Source organism: Ideonella sp. BN130291, from assembly GCF_036231905.1.
Classification (GTDB): Bacteria; Pseudomonadota; Gammaproteobacteria; order Burkholderiales; family Burkholderiaceae_C; genus CAMLIZ01.
Window position 1 is genome coordinate 25,276 of sequence record NZ_JAZARE010000001.1, and the last position, 16,537, is coordinate 41,812.

The following is a 16,537-nucleotide window of genomic DNA, read 5'->3' on the forward strand; positions in this document are numbered from 1 at the left end:
TCCTTCGCCCAGCTGCACACCATGGACACCACGCCCGCATTGGAGCTGCAAGGCCTGAGCCGCCAGTACCCCGGCGTGCTCGCGCTCGACGCGGTGGACCTGGTGCTGCAGCCCGGCGAGGTGCATGCGCTGGCGGGCGAAAACGGCGCCGGCAAGAGCACCTTGATCAAGCTGCTGTGCGGCGCCGAGCGCCCCGATGGCGGCCGCATGCTGCTGTTCGGCCAGCCCTATGCGCCCCACACGCCGCTGGACGCCATGCGCGCCGGCATCCGCGTGGTGCACCAGGAGCTGCACATGCTGGACGAGCTGTCGGTGGCCGAGAACCTGCTGTTCGACCACCTGCCGCGCAAGCGCTTCGGCCTGCTGGACCGCGGGGCCATGGACCGGCGCGCCCGTGAGCTGCTGGCGCGTGTGGGGCTGGTGGACCTGAACCCGGCCACGCGGGTGGCCGGCCTGGGCATGGCGCACCGCCAGCTGATCGAGATCGCCCGCGCGCTGTCGGGCCGCAGCCGCATCGTCATCATGGACGAGCCCACCGCCACCCTCACCCCGCGCGAGACCGACCAGCTGCTGGCCATCATCCGGCAGCTGCGAAGCGAGGGCGTGACGGTGGTGTTCGTCTCGCACCACCTGGACGAGCTGTTCGACATCTGCGACCGCGTCACCGTGCTGCGCAATGGCCGCCGGATCGCCACCCAACCGATGGCCGAGACGACCAGCGACCAGTTGGTGCGCCTGATGGTGGGCCGCAGCGTGGACGCGCCCAGCAAACGCGATGCGGCCCAGCGAACCGCCTCCGCCGTGCCCGCGCTGCGGGTCCAGGGCCTGCGCTACCGCGGCCAGCGCGGATCGCAAGGCATCGATTTCCAGCTGCACTACGGCGAGATCGTGGGCCTGGCCGGCCTGGTGGGCTCTGGCCGCACGGAGACCGTGCGCGCCCTCTTTGGTGCCGACCCCCTGGTGGCCGGTCAGGTGCAACGCGACGGCCAGCCGGTGCGACTGCGCAGCCCACGCGAGGCGCTGCAACACGGCGTGTGCCTGCTCACCGAGAACCGCAAGGACGAAGGCCTGGTGTTGGACATGCCGATCCGCAGCAACATCAGCCTCGCCCGGCTGAAGGCGGTGTCACGCGCCGGGCTGCTGAGGCCCGATGCGGAAACACGCATTGCGCAACAGGCCGCCACTGACCTCGGCATCCGGCTCGCCTCCGTGCACCAGCAGGTGCGGCAACTGTCCGGCGGCAACCAGCAGAAGGTGGTGCTCGCCAAGTGGCTGCTGCGCCAGCCCAAGGTGCTGATCCTCGACGAGCCCACCCGCGGCGTGGACGTGGGCGCCAAGGCCGAGATCCACGCGCTGCTGCAGCGCATGGCGGCCGACGGCCTGGCCGTGCTGGTGGTGTCCTCCGACCTGCGCGAGCTGATGGGCCTGTGCGACCGCCTGCTGGTGCTGAGCAAGGGCACCCTGGCCGGCGAGGTGGCCCGACCCGATTTCAACGAAGAAGCCATCCTCGCGATGGCCTACCAGGAGTACCTGCGTGCATCCCACACCGACGATGCCCAAGCCGCTTGATCCCGCCGCAGCGCCGGCCACCCGGCGGATGCGCCAGCATGCGGCGCTGGTGCTGCGCGAGGCCGGCATCGGCGTGGCGCTGGTGCTGCTGGTGGCCGTGTTCGCCAGCCTGTCGCCGATCTTCTTCACCTCCAACAACATCACCAACATCTTCACGCAGATCGCGATCAACGTGATCCTGGCGGTGGGCATGACCTTCGTCATCCTCGTCGGCGGCATCGACCTGTCGGTGGGCTCGGTGATGGCCTTCTGCGCGGTGGTGGCCGGCACGGTGCTCAAGGCCGAAGGCCTGGCCGAAAGCACGGCGATCCCGCTGGCGCTGGCGGCCAGCGTGGCGGTGGGCGCGGTCTGCGGGCTGGCCAACGGCGCCATCTCCGCCTACTGGGGCATCCCCTCCTTCATCGTCACGCTCGGCATGCTCAATGTGGCGCGCGGCGCGGCGCTGCAGTGGACCCAGGCGCGCACGATCTACGAGTTTCCTGATGCCTTCAACAACTTCGGCAGCGCCACGGTGCTGGGCGTGCCGGCCATCTTCCTGGTCGCGCTGGCGCTGGTGCTGCTCGGCTGGTTCGTGCTCAACCGCACCGTGTTCGGCCGCCTGGTCTATGCGATCGGCAACAACGAGGAAGCCGTGCGCCTGGCGGGCCACAACACACGGCTGATCAAGATCGCGGCCTTCGTGATCGCCGGCGTGGCGGTGGGCATCGGCGCGGTGGTGTACATGACGCGCCTGACCATCGCCAGCCCTATCCTCGGCATCGGCTTCGAGCTGAACGCCATCGCGGCGGTGATCATCGGCGGCACCAGCCTGTCCGGCGGGCGCGGCTCCATCATCGGCACCCTGCTGGGCGCCTGCATCATCGGCGTGCTGGCCAACGGCCTCATTCTCATCGGCATGAGCGACTTCCTGCGCCAGATGGTCACCGGCGCGGTGATCATCCTGGCGGTCATCCTCGACGTGTACCGCGCGCGGCTGACGAGGCGCGCCGCATGATCACGATCAAGGACGTGGCCCAGCACGCGCAGGTGTCGGTGACCACCGTGTCGCATGTGATCAACGGCACCCGCTTCGTGAGCGAGGCCGCACGCGTGCGCGTGCAGCAGGCGATCGACGCGCTGAACTACGTGCCCAGTGCCCTGGCGCGCAGCTTGAAGAGCAGCCGCACGCACACCGTGGGCATGATGATCCCGAACAGCTCCAACCCGTACTTCGCCGAGATCATCCGCGGCATCGAGGACACCTGCTTCGACGCCGGCTTCAACGTCATCCTCTGCAACTCGGACGATGACCCGCAGAAGCAGGCCACCTATGTGCGCGTGCTCACCGAAAAGCAGATCGACGGCCTGATCGTGCTGTCCTCCGGAGGCGACCTGGAGCTGCTGGACACCTTGCGCTCCACCCACATGCCGCAGGTGGTGGTGGACCGCGAGATCGACGACCTGGCGGCCGACCTGGTGGAGGTGAACCACGAGGCCGGCGGCTACCTCGCCACCCAGCACCTGCTGCAGCTCGGCCACACCCGCATCGCCTGCATCTCGGGGCCGCAGTCGCTGTCGTCCTCGCGCCAGCGGGTGGAAGGCTACCAGCGGGCATTGCGCGAAGCCGGCATCGCGGCGGACCCCCAGCTGCTGCGCGCCGCGGACTTCACCAGCGCGGGCGGCCACCAGGCCATGGGCTCGCTGCTGGCACGCAAGCACCAGCCCAGCGCCGTGTTCGCCTCCAACGACCTCATGGCCATCGGCGCGGTGTGCGCGGCGGCATCGGCCGGCTTCAGCATTCCGGAGGACATCTCCATCGTGGGCTTCGACGACATTGCGCTGGCGGCCTACAGCAACCCGCCGCTCACCACCGTGGTCCAGCCCAAGCACCAGACTGGCGAGCTGGCCGCGCAGCTGCTGCTGCAGCGCATCGCCGACCCGGCGCGGCCGCTGCAGCGCGAGATCCTGCAGCCCTCGCTGTGCGTGCGGCAGTCCAGCGGGCCGTGTCAGCGATGAGGGCGCCCACGAACCGGCCCATCGTGGTGCTCGGCAGCGTCAACATGGACCTGGTGTTGCGCTGCGAGCGCCTGCCCGCCCCGGGTGAAACGGTGCACGGCAGCGGCTTCCAGCGCTGGCCCGGCGGCAAGGGTGCCAACCAGGCGGTGGCCGCCGCGCGCCTGGGCGGCAGGGTCGCCTTTCTCGGCTGCGTGGGCGATGACGAATTCGGCCGCGAGGCCACCGCCGCGCTGCAGGCGGAAGGCGTGGACGTGACGGGCCTGCGCAGCGTGGCGGGCACATCCACCGGCGTGGCCATGATCACGGTGGATGCCGCCGGCCGCAATGCGATCGCGCTGTCGGGCGGGGCCAACCACGCGGTTTCGCCCGCGCAGGTGGAGGCAGCCGCCGATACCCTGCGCGGTGCCGCGCTGCTGGTGTGCCAGCTGGAGGTGCCGCTGGCCGCGGTGGAGCGGGCCGTGGCGCTGGCCCACGCGGCCGGCGTGCCGGTGCTGCTGAATCCCGCGCCCGCGGCCGCGCTGCCGGCGTCCTTGCTCCAACAGGTGAGCCTGCTGGTGCCCAACGAAAGCGAAGCCGCGCTGCTGCATCCGCGCTGCGCCGGCGCGCCGGACGCGGCAGCGCTGTTGCGCACCCTGGGCCCGGCCACCGTGGTGGTGACCCTGGGTGAACGGGGTGTGCAGGTGGCCGACGCCACCGGCAGCTGGAGCGCCGCCGCGCCGCAGGTGGTGGCGCACGACACCACCGGCGCCGGCGACACCTTCGTCGGCGCGCTCGCCGTCGCGCTCACCGAGGGCCAACCCCTGCGCGACGCAGTGTGCTTCGCCCAGCAGGCGGCAGCGATCAGCGTCACCCGCGCCGGCGCCATGCCGTCCATGCCGCGGCGCGGCGAGCTCAGCGTCCTGCCGGAGGCCGCCGCATGAAAAAGACCGCGCTGCTGCATGCGGGCCTGTCCCAGCTGGTCGCGACCCTGGGCCACGGCGACGCGGTGGTGGTGGCCGATGCCGGCCTGCCCGTGCCCGCGGGCACACCCTGCATCGACCTGGCCGTCACCCGCGGCGTGCCCAGCTTCTGGCAGGTGCTGGACGCGCTGCTGAGCGAGATGCAGGTGGAACATGCGCTGCATGCCGAGGAGTGGCTGCAGCACGGCCCGCAGCTCGTGCAGCAGGTGCGCGACCGGCTCGCACCGGCGCCGCTGGCCCAGCTGCCGCACGCCGAGTTCAAGGCGCGCTGCCGCGGCGTGCGCACCATCGTGCGCACCGGCGAATGCACGCCCTACGCCAACCTGATGCTGTTCTCGGGCGTGGTGTTCTGACCGGCGTATGTGCTGCCCTACTGCCCCGTCACCTTGAACCACAGCTGGTCGTAGTAGACGATGCCGCCCACGCCGGCGGTCGGCGGGCCGAAGCCCACGAACACCCGGTCGGTGTAGCTGCCGGTCCAGTGCTTGAACCGCCCGGTGCCACCGGCGATCACGCCGTCGCCGCCGCCTGCGATGACGACCTGCGCACCCAGCTCGGTGTGCAGCGGCGGCTTCAGCGCCGGGTCGATCGGCGCGCCGCACGTGCCGTTGGGGCCCGAGACGACCTGCAGCTGACCTTCGTTGAGTGAAAACGCGATGAACTCGCTGAAGCACAAGGACCCGCCGGTGCCGAAGGCGAAGGACTTGCCCCACACGGAGGCCGTGCCCCGCTTGTTCCCTGTGGACACGTCGTACACCGGGAAGGTGGTGGTCGGAAAGCAGGCGCCGCCGCACCAGCCGGCAAACGCGGCGGTGGCCGGTGGCGCATCGGTGTTCGCGGTCGGCACGCCGTCGAACACCAGGTCCACGACCTGTGCGGCCGAGGCGATGCCGGGCAACACGGCTGCCAGCGCCAGCATGGATGCGGCCAGCACGCGAGGAGAAAGCTTGTTCATGGCTGAGGGGTCCTCTCGAGGGTGGAACAACACGGACATGAACCCGGCGGGGCGTGGCGTTCAGGAAACGGGCATGTCCTCCCTCTCCCTCATCAGGTTGTAGGCGCGCCCGGGCGCCGCGCCATGCTCCTGTGCCCTTGCATGGCCCGGCCACCGACCCGCGATGCCCCCTGCGCGGACCTTGGCTCGCTGGCCGCGCCGGCCACCCTGGCCTACAGTGGCCCTTCCGCCACCCAGGAGCCCGCCATGCCGATCCGCACCGCATCCGTCACCCGGCAGCTGAGGGACAACGGCCAGGCGCTGCACCGCGCGATGGCCAGCCGCATCGAGTCGCAGGGCGCGGACCAGGCGCCCTCCGAAGCGGAACGGGCGCTGCTGGAAGAGCGGCGCCAGGTCAAGGCCGAGCGCGCCAGCCGGCAGGCCCAGGCGCGTGTGCACGCCAGCGCCGTCGACAAGCTGGTGCGCACCCATCGCGCCCAGCCCAAGGACAAGCCCGACGCGCCCAAACAGGCCGGCGAGCCCAAGGCCACCAAGGCAGCGGCCAAGGGCCACAAGCCCTCGCGCGCCGAAAAACACGCCACCAAGGCCGCCGCGCTGGACGCCGCACGCCGCGCACCCAAGAAGCCCGCCAAGGGCTGAGCCCACCGCGGCGGGGCGCCCGCCACCATCAGGCCACCAGGGGCCGTGTGTCACCCCTGGGGCAAGCGCAGCATTTCTCACGTTTTGCAGCATCGCCTGGGGATGGCTGCGGCGGCCAAGGCGGCACACTGAGGCTTTTGCCCCCGGGGGCTTCCGGTCCGCCCGCCGGTGCCTTCTGCGATGGACGACACCACCTTCAATGCCGCACTCAAGCACCTGGGCGCCAGCCTGGCCGCCGGCGTGATCGACCGCCAGCGCTACCGCCGCGACCTGGCCGAGCTGCTGCAGCAGCAGTTCGGCTGCTCGCGGGTGGGCCTGTGGCAGATCTTCGGTGAGCGTGGCGGCCGCGTGATGCGCTGCCTGGCGCGCCACGACGAAGGTGAAGGCGCCAGCGACGGCGGCGAGGAGATCCGCGAGGACGACTACCGCGACTACTTCGCCGTGCTCGTGAGCCAGGGCGTGTATGTGGCGCCCGACGCCTGGAACGACCCGGTGCTGGCGCCGATGCGCGACAGCTACCTGGTGCCCGCCAACACCCGCTCGATGATGGACGCCGCGTTCACGCTCAACGGCCGCACCTTCGGCGTGGTGTGCTGCGAGCAGACCGGCCGGCTGCGCGACTGGAGCACCGCGGAGGTCACGCAGCTCAAGCGGGCCGCCGCCATGATCACGCTGCACACCGCCCGCCACGAACGCGGCGAGAGCGGCTGGTGGGACACCGGCCAGCTCGACGCCTGACCCACCCGCCCGGCATGCGATGTGCCGGTATCGCCCAAGCGCAGCCGCTGCGCGCCACCGGATGGGGCCATGGCAGGTTTTTTCGACGGGCTGATGCGCGGGGACGTGCCGCAGCATGGCGTGAGGTGGCCGCTGTTCCAGCGGTGCCATCGCCACCCACGCGCAGGTGGGACGCAATGACTGAACCGCCGCCCTCCCTGGCCCGCCGGCGCTGGATGGGCGCCGCCTCCGGCGCCCTGCTGGCCGCGGTGGGCGAGCGTGCCACGGCCGCGGCCCGGCCGGCCGACGTGCTGACCGTGCACACCTTCGGCGACTCGGTGCTCGATTGCGGCCACTACAACGCCCACGGCGTGCACCCGGGGCAGCTGCTGGTGCGCAACGAGGACACGCTGTTCCCCGAGTTCAAGGGCCGCGACCTCGGCACACGCGGCCCGGCACAGCTGGACCACCGGGCGGTGGACGGCGCCACCGTGGCCGGGCTGCCCGCGCAGGCCGCCGGCCTGGCGCGGCCCCATGGCCGCGCGATCGCCCTGCTCACCGTGGGTGGCAACGACCTGCTGCGCGGCCTGGCCGCCGACACCGGCCCCGGCGTGCGCAGCTTCGAAGCCGCGCTGGAGCGCTTTCTCAAGGGCCTGCCGATCCGACCGGTACTGCTCGGTACGGTTTACGACCCCACCTTCGGCGACGACAGCCGCAATTTCCTCGGCATCGATGCACGCATCGCCCGCGCCAACCACCGGCGCGTCAACGAGGTCATAGCCAGCCTGGCCGCGCGCCATGGCACCCTGGTGGACCTGCACGCGCACTTCCTGCGCGGCGACCCCAGCTGGTACGTGCACACCATCGAGCCCAGCCTCACCGGCGCGTCGGAAGTGCGGCGCGCCTTCCTGGCGGCGCTGTAGCGGCCGCGCTCAGGGGCCGGCAGCAGGAACACCGGCCTCCACCAAGGCAGCCGGTGCGGCACACCCGGGCAGCCGTATCGTGACCACCGTGCCTTCCCCGGGACACGACTTCACATCGATCTGGCCCTTCATGGACAGCAGCAGCGCCTGGCAGATCACCAGCCCCAGCCCGGTGCCGGGGGTGCCGCCCTTGCCCGCGCCCAGCCGATTGAAGGGTTGGAACAGCTGGCCCAGCTCCGCCTCCGTCAAGCCCATGCCGGTGTCCTGCACCGCGATGGCGACGTGCCCATCCACGCGGCGGGCGTGGATGGTGAGGCGGCCGCCGTCCACGTTGTACTTCACGCCGTTGGACAGCAGGTTGAGCAGCACCTGGTCCAGCGCGCGCGGGTCCGCCTGCACGCACAGGCCGTCCGGCGCGTCCACCGTGACCGCGATGTTCCGCCCGGCCGCGGCGGTTTCCACCAAGGCGAGGGCGGACTTCAGTGCGGAGGCGACCGCCACGTCCCGGGTGCCCAGGACCAGGCGGCCCTCCTGTGCCCGGCCGAGATCCAGCATGTCGTTGATTAGCGACAGCAGGCGCGACGCCGCATCGTGCACATGGTTCATGCGCTCGATCTGGCGCGGTGCCATGCCGCTTTCATGGTCCACCACCATCAGCTGCGTGAAGCCGAGGATCGCGTTCAGCGGCGTGCGCAGCTCATGGCTCACCTGCGACATGAAGCGGTTGCTGGCCCGGGTGGTCTGCTCTGCCACCTCGCGCAGCTGGTTGGCCAGCGCGAGCTGCCGGTTGAGCTCGATCTGTGCCGTCACATCGCGCGAGGACCCGCGGTAACCCAGGAACCGGCCATCCGCGCCATGGTGCGGCTCGCCCGCGCGCGCCACGATGAGCCGATGCCCGCTCACATCCACCTGGACCAGCAGTGCGCTGAACGTCTCCTGCCGATGCAGCACGGCCTCGAAGGTGTCGGGCGGCTCCACCGGAGCGCCGAGCCAGTCCACGATCGGGCCGCCCAGCACCGGCTGCCCCTCCAGGCGCTCGGGCGCCAGGCCGGTCTTGCGCTCGAAGCTGGCGCCCCACAGCCACTCGTAGTGCCCTTGGGCGTCGGTCTCCCACAGCCAGTCGCCCGAGATCCTGGCAAATTCCATCGACCGCTGCGCCTCCTGCTGGCGCAGCCACTGCGCGATGCGCGCATTGAGCAGGCCCTTCACCACGGTGGCCAGGCGCAGCAGCGACGGCTCATCCTGCCTGCAGAACACACCGACAGCAGGGCTCATCACGCTCAGCGCACCCACCGTCGCCCCGGCAAATTCGATGGGCACCCCCGCATAGGCGCGGATCCAGGGATGCGACTGCACCAGGTGGCTGCCGCTCCAGGGCGACTCGCGGCTCACATCGTCCACCCACAGGGCCTGTCCGGAGCGCACGACGAACTGGCAGAACGAGCCGTCGGCGCCGTAGGAGCGCTCGTCGTCCCAGCCGACGCAGGCCTTCACCCACACCGTTTCGGCATCGAGGAACGACAGCAGTGCGGTCGGCGCACCCAGTGCGTGGGCCGCCATGGCGACCAGTGATTCGAAGCAGGCTTCGGCACTTGCATTCCGCACGCCCAACGCTTCGAGCAACCCTTGACGATCGGTCGGGGGCCTGGCTGAGCGGTAGGCCGTCATGGGCGCTCCCTGGAACGGGGATTCAGCCCAGGCAAACCCCGGGCCTGCCTGCACTGTACCCGGGCGTCCCCGCCACCAGCCTCGATCCCCACAGCGCCAGGCCGGTCAGGCCGCCACATCGAGTTGCATTGACACCGCGCATCGGGCACTGCAGTTGCACCCGTCACCGTTCGTTCCCCTGACCGAGCCACCGCCCATGCACAGCGCACACCAGCCGCCCCCCGCCCGCACCGCCCCCTTCGACGCAGCCGCCGCACCCGCGGCCACCGGCCCTACCGCACAGGCGGTGGTGCGAACCTACGGCCGGTTTGCGCCGCTGTACGACCGCGTGTTCGGCGCGGTGCTGGAGCCGGGCCGCCGCGCCATGACGCAGGCTGCCTGCAGCGTGCGGCCCCAGTCCGTGCTGGAGGTGGGCGTGGGCACCGGCCTCACCCTGGCCGGCTATCCGCGCGACGCCCGCGTCACCGGCATCGACCTGTCTCCCGCGATGCTGGAGCGCGCGATGCAGCGCGCCGCGGCCATGCCCGAGCGCGACATCACGCTGGCGCTGATGAATGCCGAGCGCATGAGCTTCGCCGACCACAGCTTCGACTGCGTCACCGTGCCCTATGTGCTCTCGGTCACGCCCGACCCCAGCCGGCTGGTGCAGGAGATCCGGCGCGTGTGCAAGCCCGGCGGCCACATCCTGATCGTCAACCACTTCAGCGGCAGCCGCTTCTGGTGGCTGATGGAGCGGGCGGTGCGGCGCCTCGCCGACCGCATCGGTTTCCGCTCGGACTTCAGCTTCGAAGATCACATCCTCGGGCACGACTGGCAGGTGGAATCGGTGCGCCCGGTGAACCTGTTCAAGCTCTCGCGCCTGGTGGTGCTGCGCAACAGCCCTGCCCGCCCGGCACCCCGCTTGCCGCTCCAGCAAGGCCATCAACCCCTTGAACAGGAGCCGTCATGAACGAGCAGCGCAACCCACAACAGCCACAGCAGCAACGCGATCAGCAACAGCAGCAGGGCGGCGATCAGGGCCAGCAACAGGGGCAGCCCGCCCGCAACACGCCGTCCGAGCAGCGCGGCCAGATGAGCCAGGGCTCGCGCGCGGGCAGCAGCACCGGCTCGCAGAGCGAACGCACCGGCATGGCCGACGGCCGTGCCCAGGGCTCGTCGCAAGGCATTGCGGGTGCGCAAGGCAGCGGCGGCGGCGCCGAGCGCGGCATGCAGCAGAACCCGACGGGCCGGCCCGGCCCCGACAGCCAGGACCGCAACGACTGAAGCGCCAGCCGCAGGCCATGCCGAATCGGGCCTTAGCAGGTAGACCCGGGGAAAGTCCTGGCATTCGCATTGCCGGCATGAGGTTCCGGACGAGGCCCGGCGCAGCAGCCTTCGCGGCGTGCGGCGCCGGGCCCGGCCACTTAAGCCCACCTTGTTCCCCCACCAGGAGTTCCACATGAGCACAGCACACAAGAAGTTGAAGATCGCCGCAGCGGCGGTTTCCCTGTTCGCCAGCATCGGCATCGCCGTCGCCCAATCGGGCGGCTCGGGTGGCAGCACCGGCGGCAGCACCGGCACCGGCGCCACGGGCGGCTCCACCGGCGGCTCCAGCACGGGCACCTCCGGCTCCACCGGCGGCTCGGGCACCAGCACGGGCGCCGCGGGCACCAGCGCCGGCAGCACCGGCACGGGCAGCAGCGGCAGCATGGGCGGCACGAACACCGGCACGTCCGGCACCGGCACCACGGGCACCGCGGGTTCGACCACCGGGACCTCCGGCGCCACCGGCACCTCGGGTTCCACCGGCTCGTCCATGGGAACCGGCACATCGGGCTCGACCAGCGGCTCCGCCGGCTCCAGCACCATGGGCTCCGGCAGCACCAGCGGCTCCAGCACGATGGGCACCACCGGCACCGGCTCTGACACCAGCACGACCAGCGGCACCAGCGGCAGCTCGCGCTCCAGCCGTGCTGCACGTGCGGACCGCGGCTGATCGCGGCTTGCCGCAGCACCGAAGGCCGGCGCCGCGCGCCGGCCTTTTTTGATGGCCGAACACACCTTGTCGGGCGCTACCCGCGAACCCCCCTCACCATGACCCTGGCCCTGCTCTGCGCCCCATGCGCACCGGCGGTGGATGCGCGCATCCACGCCCCGGACTTCTGGTTCAACCTGGGCGTGCTGCTGTTGCCGGTGGCGCTGCTGGTGGCGGTGGCGCTGCTGCTGTACCGCTGCGGCGGAGGTGGCCGATGAACCCGCGGCCGCTGCTGGCCGCCGGCCTGCTGATGGGCGCGGGCCTGGGCGGCTTCGTGGACGGCATCGTGTTCCACCAGATCCTGCAGTGGCACAACATGCTGTCGGCCCGCCTGCCGCCCACCAACCTGGTGGACGCCAAGGTCAACATGTTCTGGGACGGCGTGTTCCATGCCGCCGTGTGGGTGATGACCGCGCTCGGCATCGGCCTGCTGTTCCGCTGCGGCCGGCGCAGCGACGTGCCGTGGAGCGGCCCGCTGCTGCTGGGCGGCATGCTGCTCGGCTGGGGCCTGTTCAACCTGATCGAAGGGCTGATCGACCACCAATGGCTCGGGCTGCACCATGTGGTGGACAACGTCCAGGCCAACCCGCTGCCGGCCGACCTGGGCTTCCTGGCCTCGGGCGTGCTGCTGATCCTGGCCGGCGGCGCCATGGCGCGCATCGGCACAACAGGCCCCACCCGCCGCGCTGGCAGCGGCGGCGCCCGATAATCGCGCCATGCCCAACCAGCTCGACGCCATCGCCTTCATGCGCAGGGTGCACATGCGCCTGTCCGCCCTGGCCGAGGTGGTGGCCACCCGATCGGAAACACCGGACGCCGACCATGCGTTCGACGAATGGGCCAAGTGCCTGGGCGGGCACCTGCGCGCGATGGAATCCATCGTGCTGCCGGCCTTGACCGGCCTGGGCTGGGTCGATACCGGCAACGAGGTGCGGGCCGCCCACGTCTGCGCGCAGGCCATGATGGCGGAGCTGCTCTCGACGCCGCCCCTGCACCCGCAGTACGAGGCCACCCGCACGCTGGCGCTGTCGGCCATGGGGGAGGTGATCCGGGTCGACCAACACCTGGTCATCCCGCAGCTGCAGGAGCGCATGCGCCACAGCGCACGCCTGCTGCTGGCGGCCGAGATGCAGCTCATCGAAACCCTGATCCCGGAAGATCCGGCCGAGCCCGAGCCGCTCGCGTGACCGCGCCCGCGCTGGCCGGCATGGGGAACGCAGCTTGACAGCCGCTGCCATGGGCGGGCGCATCCCCAAGGACGGCCAGAAGCTGGCCTTCGAGGCCGGCTTCGACAGCCACTTTCCCAACCCGCTGGAGCTGCACCAGCTGCTCGCCCTGATCGACACGCTGCCGGCCGACTGACCGCCGCCCGCGCCTGCGGGGTCAGCGGGCCAGGCCCCCGGCCAGCGCATGCGCCATCGGCTTGCGTGCCACCACCTCGGCTTCGTCGCGGGTGATGCCGATCAGGCCGATCTCCACACCCTCGGGCAGCAGTTCCACGCCGCGCTCCATCGCCTCGCGCAGCGCCATGCCGCCCTCGATCCACAGGTAGATCCGCAGCGCCAGGTTGTGGCGCAGGATGTGTTCGCCGATGCCGGTGCAGGCGATTGCACCAGCCCTGCCGGCATAGAAGCCGCAGCCGATCAGCGGCGAGTCGGCCACCCGGCCCAGCAGGGCCGGCATGGAGCCGCCGGTCGACACCGCGGCGGCGAAGTGGCCGTCTGCGTCGCGCGCCACCGCGCCCACGGTGCAGTGGCCGGAGCGGTCGCGCGCCTCCTGCCAGCTGCCGCTGAAGTTCCAGAACCGCTTGATCGCCGCCTTGCCGTCGTCGGAGTCGGTGTCCTGCGCATCGCTGGAGCTCTGGTCTGGAGCCCGCTCGATCGCCTGCACTTCCTCCTTGTACTGGTCGATCGCCTTTTGCGTAGCCTCGAAGGTATGGTGCAGGCCGATCTTCTTGGCGAACTGCAGCGCACCCTCGCCGACGATCAGGTGGTGCGGGGTGTCGGCCACGCGGCGCGCCACCTGCACCGGGTGCATCACCTCCAGCAGGTTGGCCACCGCGCCTAGCTTGCCGCGGCTGTCCATCACCGAGGCGTCGCAGGAGATGGTCTTGCCGTCCATGCCCAGCAGCGCGCCGCGGCCGGCGTTGTAGCGGCCGTCCGCTTCCAGCACGCTCACCGCCGCCACCACCGCGGCCAGCGCATCGGCGCCTTGCAGTGCCCGCAGGCCCGCACGGGCCCCGGCTTCGCAGCCGTCGCGTTCGGTGTCCGGATCACTGCTGCTGCCGCCATGGGTCACCACCATGGGCTGGGGACGGATCGAGATGGGCTTGGTCATTGCGGGGTTTCCGTGGCTTCGGGGGTGAGGTGCTGGCCATCGGCCTGGCCGTTCAGCGCATGGCCTTCGGCGGGCCACGGCTCGCTTTCATGCAGGTCGTCGGCCGAAGGCACCGGCGGGATCTCGTGGTACGGCTGCGCCGCGCCGGTCACCGCGAACAGGTCCTCCAGGTCGCTGGCATTGCCAAACACCAGCGTGTCGCCCGGCTGGCAGCGGCGCAGGCCTTCGCGCAGCGCCTCCCGCGTGTCCAGGATGGCCACCGGCGCGGCACCGCGCGCGGCCACCATCTGCGCGCCGCGCAGCAGCGGCGGGACGGTGTCGCCCCTGGCGCGGCCGCGGTCCTCGTCCATCTCGTACACGATGACCTCGTCGAAGCCCTCCGCACACACGCGCCCCACCTCCTGCAGCTCCGCATCGCGGCGGTCGCCAGGCGCGGACACCACGCCCACCACCTTGCCCTGGCTCACGCCCCGCACCGATTGCGCCAGCGCGCGGTAGGCCGCCACGTTGTGGGCGTAGTCCACGATCACCTGCACGCCGCGCACGTTGAACACGTTGAAGCGCAGGGGGTTGGCCTGTGCGGTGCTGTGGAAGGCCTGCAGCCCCACCGCGATGTCGGTCGGGCTTTCGTCCAGCGCCACCAGCGCACCCACCGCGGCCAGCGCGTTCTGCACGTTGTGGCGCGCCCGGCCGTGCAGGGTGAAGGGGAGGCTGCGCACGTCCACGATCGGCATGGCCCAGCGCAGGCGCTGCACCACGATCATGTCGCCGTCGAGCACGATCGCCTTGCCGCCGGCCTGCAGGTGGCGCTGCACCGCCGGGTGCTGCGGGTCCTCGGCAAAGTAGATCACCTCCACATGGCTGCGTAGGCGCGGGGCCATCGCCACGCAGCGCCGGTCCTCGGCATTGAGCACCACGGCGCGGCTGGCGGTATCGGCCACCACCGCCTTCACACGCGCCAGGTCATCCACCGTCTCGATGCCGTCCTGCCCGATGTGGTCGTCGCTCACGTTGAGCACGATGGCCACGTCGCATTCGTCGAAGGCCAGGCCGCGCTTCAAGATGCCGCCGCGCGCGCTTTCCAGCACCGCGGCTTCCACCTGCGGGTTGCACAGCACCGAGCGCGCCGACCAGTAGCCAGTGCAGTCGCCTTCCATGGTGCGCCGGCCGCCAAAGTACACGCCCTCGGTGGTGGTGTAGCCCACCTTCACGCCGCGCGTCATCAGCGCGGTGGCCACCACCAGCGTGGTGGTCGTCTTGCCGTTGGTGCCGGTCACGGCCACCACCGGGATGCGGCCGTTGCGCCGGTCGGGGAACAGCGACTCCACGATCGCCCGCCCGGCCGGCTGCGGCAGCCCGCGCGAGGGGCTTTCATGCATGCGGATGCCGGGCGCCGCGTTCACCTCGATCACCGCGCCGCTCTGCTCTTCCAGCGGGCGCGAGATGTCGGTGCACACCAGGTCGATGCCGGCCACGTCCAGCCCGATCTGCAGCGCCGCGCGCACGCACAGCTCGGCGGTCCAGGGATGCACGCGTTCGGTCACGTCTTCGGCGGTGCCGCCGGTGGAGAGGTTGGAGTTGGTGCGCAGCGGCACCACCTCGCCGGGCGGCACCACGCTGTGGGCGTCGCGGCCGGCCTCGGCCAGCACGGCCAGCGCATGCTCGTCCAGCGTGATCTGCGTGAGCGCGCTCTCATGGCCTTCGCCGCGCAGCGGGTCGGCGTTCTCGCGCTCCACCAGTTGCGCGATGGTGCTCACCCCGTCGCCCACCACCGTGGGCGGCGCGCGGCGAGAGGCGGCCACCATGCGGCCGTTGACCACCAGCACGCGGTGGTCGTCGCCCTCGATCGTCTGCTCCACGATCACCAGGTCGCCGTAGTCCTGCGCCAGCTTGAAGGCGCGGGCGATGTCCTCGTCGCTGCGCAGGTGGGTGGACACGCCTTTGCCCTGGTTGCCGTCCAGCGGCTTGATCGCCACCGCACCGCCGATGCGGCGCGCAGCGGAGAGCGCCTGCTCCAGCGTGGAGACCACGTCGCCCTTTGGCACCGGCACACCCACCGCGGCCAGCAGCTCCTTGGTGAGCTCCTTGTCGCTGGCCACCTCCACCGCGATGTGGCTGGTCTGGTCGGTGATGGTGGCCTGCACCCGGTGCTGTGCCTTGCCCCAGCCGAGCTGGAACAGGCTGGCGTTGTCGCTCAGGCGCATGACCGGTATGCCACGCCGGTGCGCCGCTCCCACGATGGCCGCGGTGCTGGGCCCGGTGCCGTGGCGCGCCTGCAGGCGCCGCAATTCCTTCAGTGCGGCCGGCATGTCCAACCGGTCTTCTCCGGCGGCGCAACGCAGCACCCGCCCGGCCAGCTCCACCGCCGCTTCGGCCACCGGCTCGCTGGCATAGGCCACCGCGATGCGGTGGCGGCCGGGCGCGCCGGGCAGCGGCTGGCTGCGGCAGAAGCGCAGCTCGGCGCCGGCCAGGCACTGCAGCTCGAGCAGCACATGGGCCAGCGCGAAGGGCAGGTCGCCCTGCTCGCGCAGGCCGGCGATGAGGCCGCCTTCGCGGTGGTTAAGGCCGCGATGCTCCTTCAGGCTGGGCAGCAGCGCGAGCAGTGCGTCGGCAAACGTGTCGCGGTGGGTCTCTTCAAGAAACCCTCCGCCTTCGGTTTGCGCCAGCAGTTGAAGGCAGGGTTGGCGTGAGTGCAGGTTGGGACCGCGGAGGAAGCGGTGTTCTATGACATGGATCATGGGTGTGTCCCTTGCTGAGGATC

At 71.2% G+C, this 16,537-nt stretch carries 19 protein-coding genes; 15 read left to right on the forward strand and 4 right to left on the reverse strand.

What is annotated here, in order from left to right; all coding sequences use genetic code 11:
* Positions 1-21: 21 nt before the first annotated feature.
* The 5 genes from VPH43_RS00155 to rbsD are packed head-to-tail and all read left to right on the forward strand — an operon-like array spanning position 22 to position 4,876.
* Positions 22-1,569: a sugar ABC transporter ATP-binding protein gene (locus tag VPH43_RS00155; RefSeq protein WP_328575613.1), complete on the forward strand. Its 1,548-nt coding sequence runs from the start codon at positions 22-24 to the stop codon at positions 1,567-1,569.
* A complete protein-coding gene (locus tag VPH43_RS00160) occupies positions 1,553-2,563 on the forward strand; it encodes an ABC transporter permease (RefSeq protein ID WP_328575614.1) in 1,011 nt (336 codons plus the stop codon). The genes VPH43_RS00155 and VPH43_RS00160 overlap by 17 nt, the downstream gene beginning before the upstream one ends.
* Positions 2,560-3,564, forward strand: coding sequence for a LacI family DNA-binding transcriptional regulator (locus tag VPH43_RS00165; RefSeq protein ID WP_328575615.1), 1,005 nt, complete (start codon positions 2,560-2,562; stop codon positions 3,562-3,564). Before VPH43_RS00160 ends, VPH43_RS00165 begins: the two co-directional genes overlap by 4 nt.
* On the forward strand, positions 3,561-4,484 hold the full coding sequence (gene rbsK / locus VPH43_RS00170) for a ribokinase (protein WP_328575616.1): 924 nt from the start codon (positions 3,561-3,563) through the stop codon (positions 4,482-4,484). Before VPH43_RS00165 ends, rbsK begins: the two co-directional genes overlap by 4 nt.
* The gene (gene rbsD, locus VPH43_RS00175; protein ID WP_328575617.1) at positions 4,481-4,876 is read left to right on the forward strand and encodes a D-ribose pyranase; all 396 of its coding nucleotides are present in this window, start codon (positions 4,481-4,483) and stop codon (positions 4,874-4,876) included. Before rbsK ends, rbsD begins: the two co-directional genes overlap by 4 nt.
* A gap of 17 nt (positions 4,877-4,893) precedes the next feature.
* Here rbsD and VPH43_RS00180 read toward each other — a convergent pair whose 3' ends face one another.
* Positions 4,894-5,478: a hypothetical protein gene (locus VPH43_RS00180; protein ID WP_328575618.1), complete on the reverse strand. Its 585-nt coding sequence runs from the start codon at positions 5,476-5,478 to the stop codon at positions 4,894-4,896.
* A 246-nt stretch (positions 5,479-5,724) separates the two neighbouring features.
* Between VPH43_RS00180 and VPH43_RS00185 the strand changes: the two genes are divergently transcribed.
* From VPH43_RS00185 to VPH43_RS00195, 3 genes are all read left to right on the forward strand, one after another.
* Positions 5,725-6,117 carry a hypothetical protein gene (locus VPH43_RS00185; protein WP_328575619.1) on the forward strand — a complete coding sequence of 131 codons (393 nt, stop codon included), beginning with the start codon at positions 5,725-5,727 and terminating at the stop codon, positions 6,115-6,117.
* A 180-nt stretch (positions 6,118-6,297) separates the two neighbouring features.
* Positions 6,298-6,855 carry a GAF domain-containing protein gene (locus VPH43_RS00190; protein ID WP_328575620.1) on the forward strand — a complete coding sequence of 186 codons (558 nt, stop codon included), beginning with the start codon at positions 6,298-6,300 and terminating at the stop codon, positions 6,853-6,855.
* Positions 6,856-7,031: 176 nt separating this feature from the next.
* Complete coding sequence (locus tag VPH43_RS00195; RefSeq protein WP_328575621.1) at positions 7,032-7,757, forward strand: SGNH/GDSL hydrolase family protein; 726 nt, start codon at positions 7,032-7,034, stop codon at positions 7,755-7,757.
* 9 nt (positions 7,758-7,766) lie between these two features.
* Here the strand turns inward: VPH43_RS00195 and VPH43_RS00200 are convergent, their stop codons facing one another.
* Entirely contained in the window at positions 7,767-9,425 is a 1,659-nt protein-coding gene (locus VPH43_RS00200) for a GAF domain-containing sensor histidine kinase (protein WP_328575622.1), read from the reverse strand.
* A gap of 196 nt (positions 9,426-9,621) precedes the next feature.
* On the opposite strand from VPH43_RS00200, the gene VPH43_RS00205 reads away from it, so the two are divergent.
* From VPH43_RS00205 to VPH43_RS00235, 7 genes are all read left to right on the forward strand, one after another.
* A complete protein-coding gene (locus VPH43_RS00205) occupies positions 9,622-10,374 on the forward strand; it encodes a class I SAM-dependent methyltransferase (protein ID WP_328575623.1) in 753 nt (250 codons plus the stop codon).
* Complete coding sequence (locus VPH43_RS00210) at positions 10,371-10,688, forward strand: hypothetical protein (RefSeq protein ID WP_328575624.1); 318 nt, start codon at positions 10,371-10,373, stop codon at positions 10,686-10,688. The genes VPH43_RS00205 and VPH43_RS00210 overlap by 4 nt, the downstream gene beginning before the upstream one ends.
* A gap of 175 nt (positions 10,689-10,863) precedes the next feature.
* The gene (locus VPH43_RS00215; RefSeq protein ID WP_328575625.1) at positions 10,864-11,400 is read left to right on the forward strand and encodes a hypothetical protein; all 537 of its coding nucleotides are present in this window, start codon (positions 10,864-10,866) and stop codon (positions 11,398-11,400) included.
* 98 nt (positions 11,401-11,498) lie between these two features.
* The gene (locus VPH43_RS00220) at positions 11,499-11,657 is read left to right on the forward strand and encodes a hypothetical protein (protein WP_328575626.1); all 159 of its coding nucleotides are present in this window, start codon (positions 11,499-11,501) and stop codon (positions 11,655-11,657) included.
* Positions 11,654-12,148 carry a DUF2243 domain-containing protein gene (locus VPH43_RS00225; protein ID WP_328575627.1) on the forward strand — a complete coding sequence of 165 codons (495 nt, stop codon included), beginning with the start codon at positions 11,654-11,656 and terminating at the stop codon, positions 12,146-12,148. Before VPH43_RS00220 ends, VPH43_RS00225 begins: the two co-directional genes overlap by 4 nt.
* 7 nt (positions 12,149-12,155) lie before the next feature.
* Complete coding sequence (locus tag VPH43_RS00230) at positions 12,156-12,626, forward strand: hypothetical protein (protein WP_328575628.1); 471 nt, start codon at positions 12,156-12,158, stop codon at positions 12,624-12,626.
* Between the two features lie 34 nt (positions 12,627-12,660).
* Positions 12,661-12,801, forward strand: a complete 141-nt coding sequence (locus VPH43_RS00235) for a hypothetical protein (protein WP_328575629.1) — start codon at positions 12,661-12,663, stop codon at positions 12,799-12,801.
* Positions 12,802-12,822: 21 nt separating this feature from the next.
* On the opposite strand, the gene VPH43_RS00240 is transcribed toward VPH43_RS00235, so the two are convergent.
* The gene (locus VPH43_RS00240) at positions 12,823-13,776 is read right to left on the reverse strand and encodes an isoaspartyl peptidase/L-asparaginase (protein WP_328575630.1); all 954 of its coding nucleotides are present in this window, start codon (positions 13,774-13,776) and stop codon (positions 12,823-12,825) included.
* Positions 13,773-16,514 (reverse strand): cyanophycin synthetase, encoded by a 2,742-nt coding sequence (cphA, locus tag VPH43_RS00245; protein ID WP_328575631.1) that lies wholly within the window; start codon positions 16,512-16,514, stop codon positions 13,773-13,775. Before cphA ends, VPH43_RS00240 begins: the two co-directional genes overlap by 4 nt.
* Positions 16,515-16,537: the final 23 nt, after the last annotated feature.

What these genes read in the sequence shown, in the direction of transcription:
- VPH43_RS00155 (WP_328575613.1), top strand. Translation starts at nt 22, where the DNA reads ATGGACACCACGCCCGCATTGGAGCTGCAAGGCCTGAGCCGCCAGTAC.
- VPH43_RS00160 (WP_328575614.1), top strand. Translation starts at nt 1,553, where the DNA reads ATGCCCAAGCCGCTTGATCCCGCCGCAGCGCCGGCCACCCGGCGGATG.
- VPH43_RS00165 (WP_328575615.1), top strand. Translation starts at nt 2,560, where the DNA reads ATGATCACGATCAAGGACGTGGCCCAGCACGCGCAGGTGTCGGTGACC.
- rbsK (WP_328575616.1), top strand. Translation starts at nt 3,561, where the DNA reads ATGAGGGCGCCCACGAACCGGCCCATCGTGGTGCTCGGCAGCGTCAAC.
- rbsD (WP_328575617.1), top strand. Translation starts at nt 4,481, where the DNA reads ATGAAAAAGACCGCGCTGCTGCATGCGGGCCTGTCCCAGCTGGTCGCG.
- VPH43_RS00180 (WP_328575618.1), bottom strand. Translation starts at nt 5,478, where the DNA reads ATGAACAAGCTTTCTCCTCGCGTGCTGGCCGCATCCATGCTGGCGCTG.
- VPH43_RS00185 (WP_328575619.1), top strand. Translation starts at nt 5,725, where the DNA reads ATGCCGATCCGCACCGCATCCGTCACCCGGCAGCTGAGGGACAACGGC.
- VPH43_RS00190 (WP_328575620.1), top strand. Translation starts at nt 6,298, where the DNA reads ATGGACGACACCACCTTCAATGCCGCACTCAAGCACCTGGGCGCCAGC.
- VPH43_RS00195 (WP_328575621.1), top strand. Translation starts at nt 7,032, where the DNA reads ATGACTGAACCGCCGCCCTCCCTGGCCCGCCGGCGCTGGATGGGCGCC.
- VPH43_RS00200 (WP_328575622.1), bottom strand. Translation starts at nt 9,425, where the DNA reads ATGACGGCCTACCGCTCAGCCAGGCCCCCGACCGATCGTCAAGGGTTG.
- VPH43_RS00205 (WP_328575623.1), top strand. Translation starts at nt 9,622, where the DNA reads ATGCACAGCGCACACCAGCCGCCCCCCGCCCGCACCGCCCCCTTCGAC.
- VPH43_RS00210 (WP_328575624.1), top strand. Translation starts at nt 10,371, where the DNA reads ATGAACGAGCAGCGCAACCCACAACAGCCACAGCAGCAACGCGATCAG.
- VPH43_RS00215 (WP_328575625.1), top strand. Translation starts at nt 10,864, where the DNA reads ATGAGCACAGCACACAAGAAGTTGAAGATCGCCGCAGCGGCGGTTTCC.
- VPH43_RS00220 (WP_328575626.1), top strand. Translation starts at nt 11,499, where the DNA reads ATGACCCTGGCCCTGCTCTGCGCCCCATGCGCACCGGCGGTGGATGCG.
- VPH43_RS00225 (WP_328575627.1), top strand. Translation starts at nt 11,654, where the DNA reads ATGAACCCGCGGCCGCTGCTGGCCGCCGGCCTGCTGATGGGCGCGGGC.
- VPH43_RS00230 (WP_328575628.1), top strand. Translation starts at nt 12,156, where the DNA reads ATGCCCAACCAGCTCGACGCCATCGCCTTCATGCGCAGGGTGCACATG.
- VPH43_RS00240 (WP_328575630.1), bottom strand. Translation starts at nt 13,776, where the DNA reads ATGACCAAGCCCATCTCGATCCGTCCCCAGCCCATGGTGGTGACCCAT.
- cphA (WP_328575631.1), bottom strand. Translation starts at nt 16,514, where the DNA reads ATGATCCATGTCATAGAACACCGCTTCCTCCGCGGTCCCAACCTGCAC.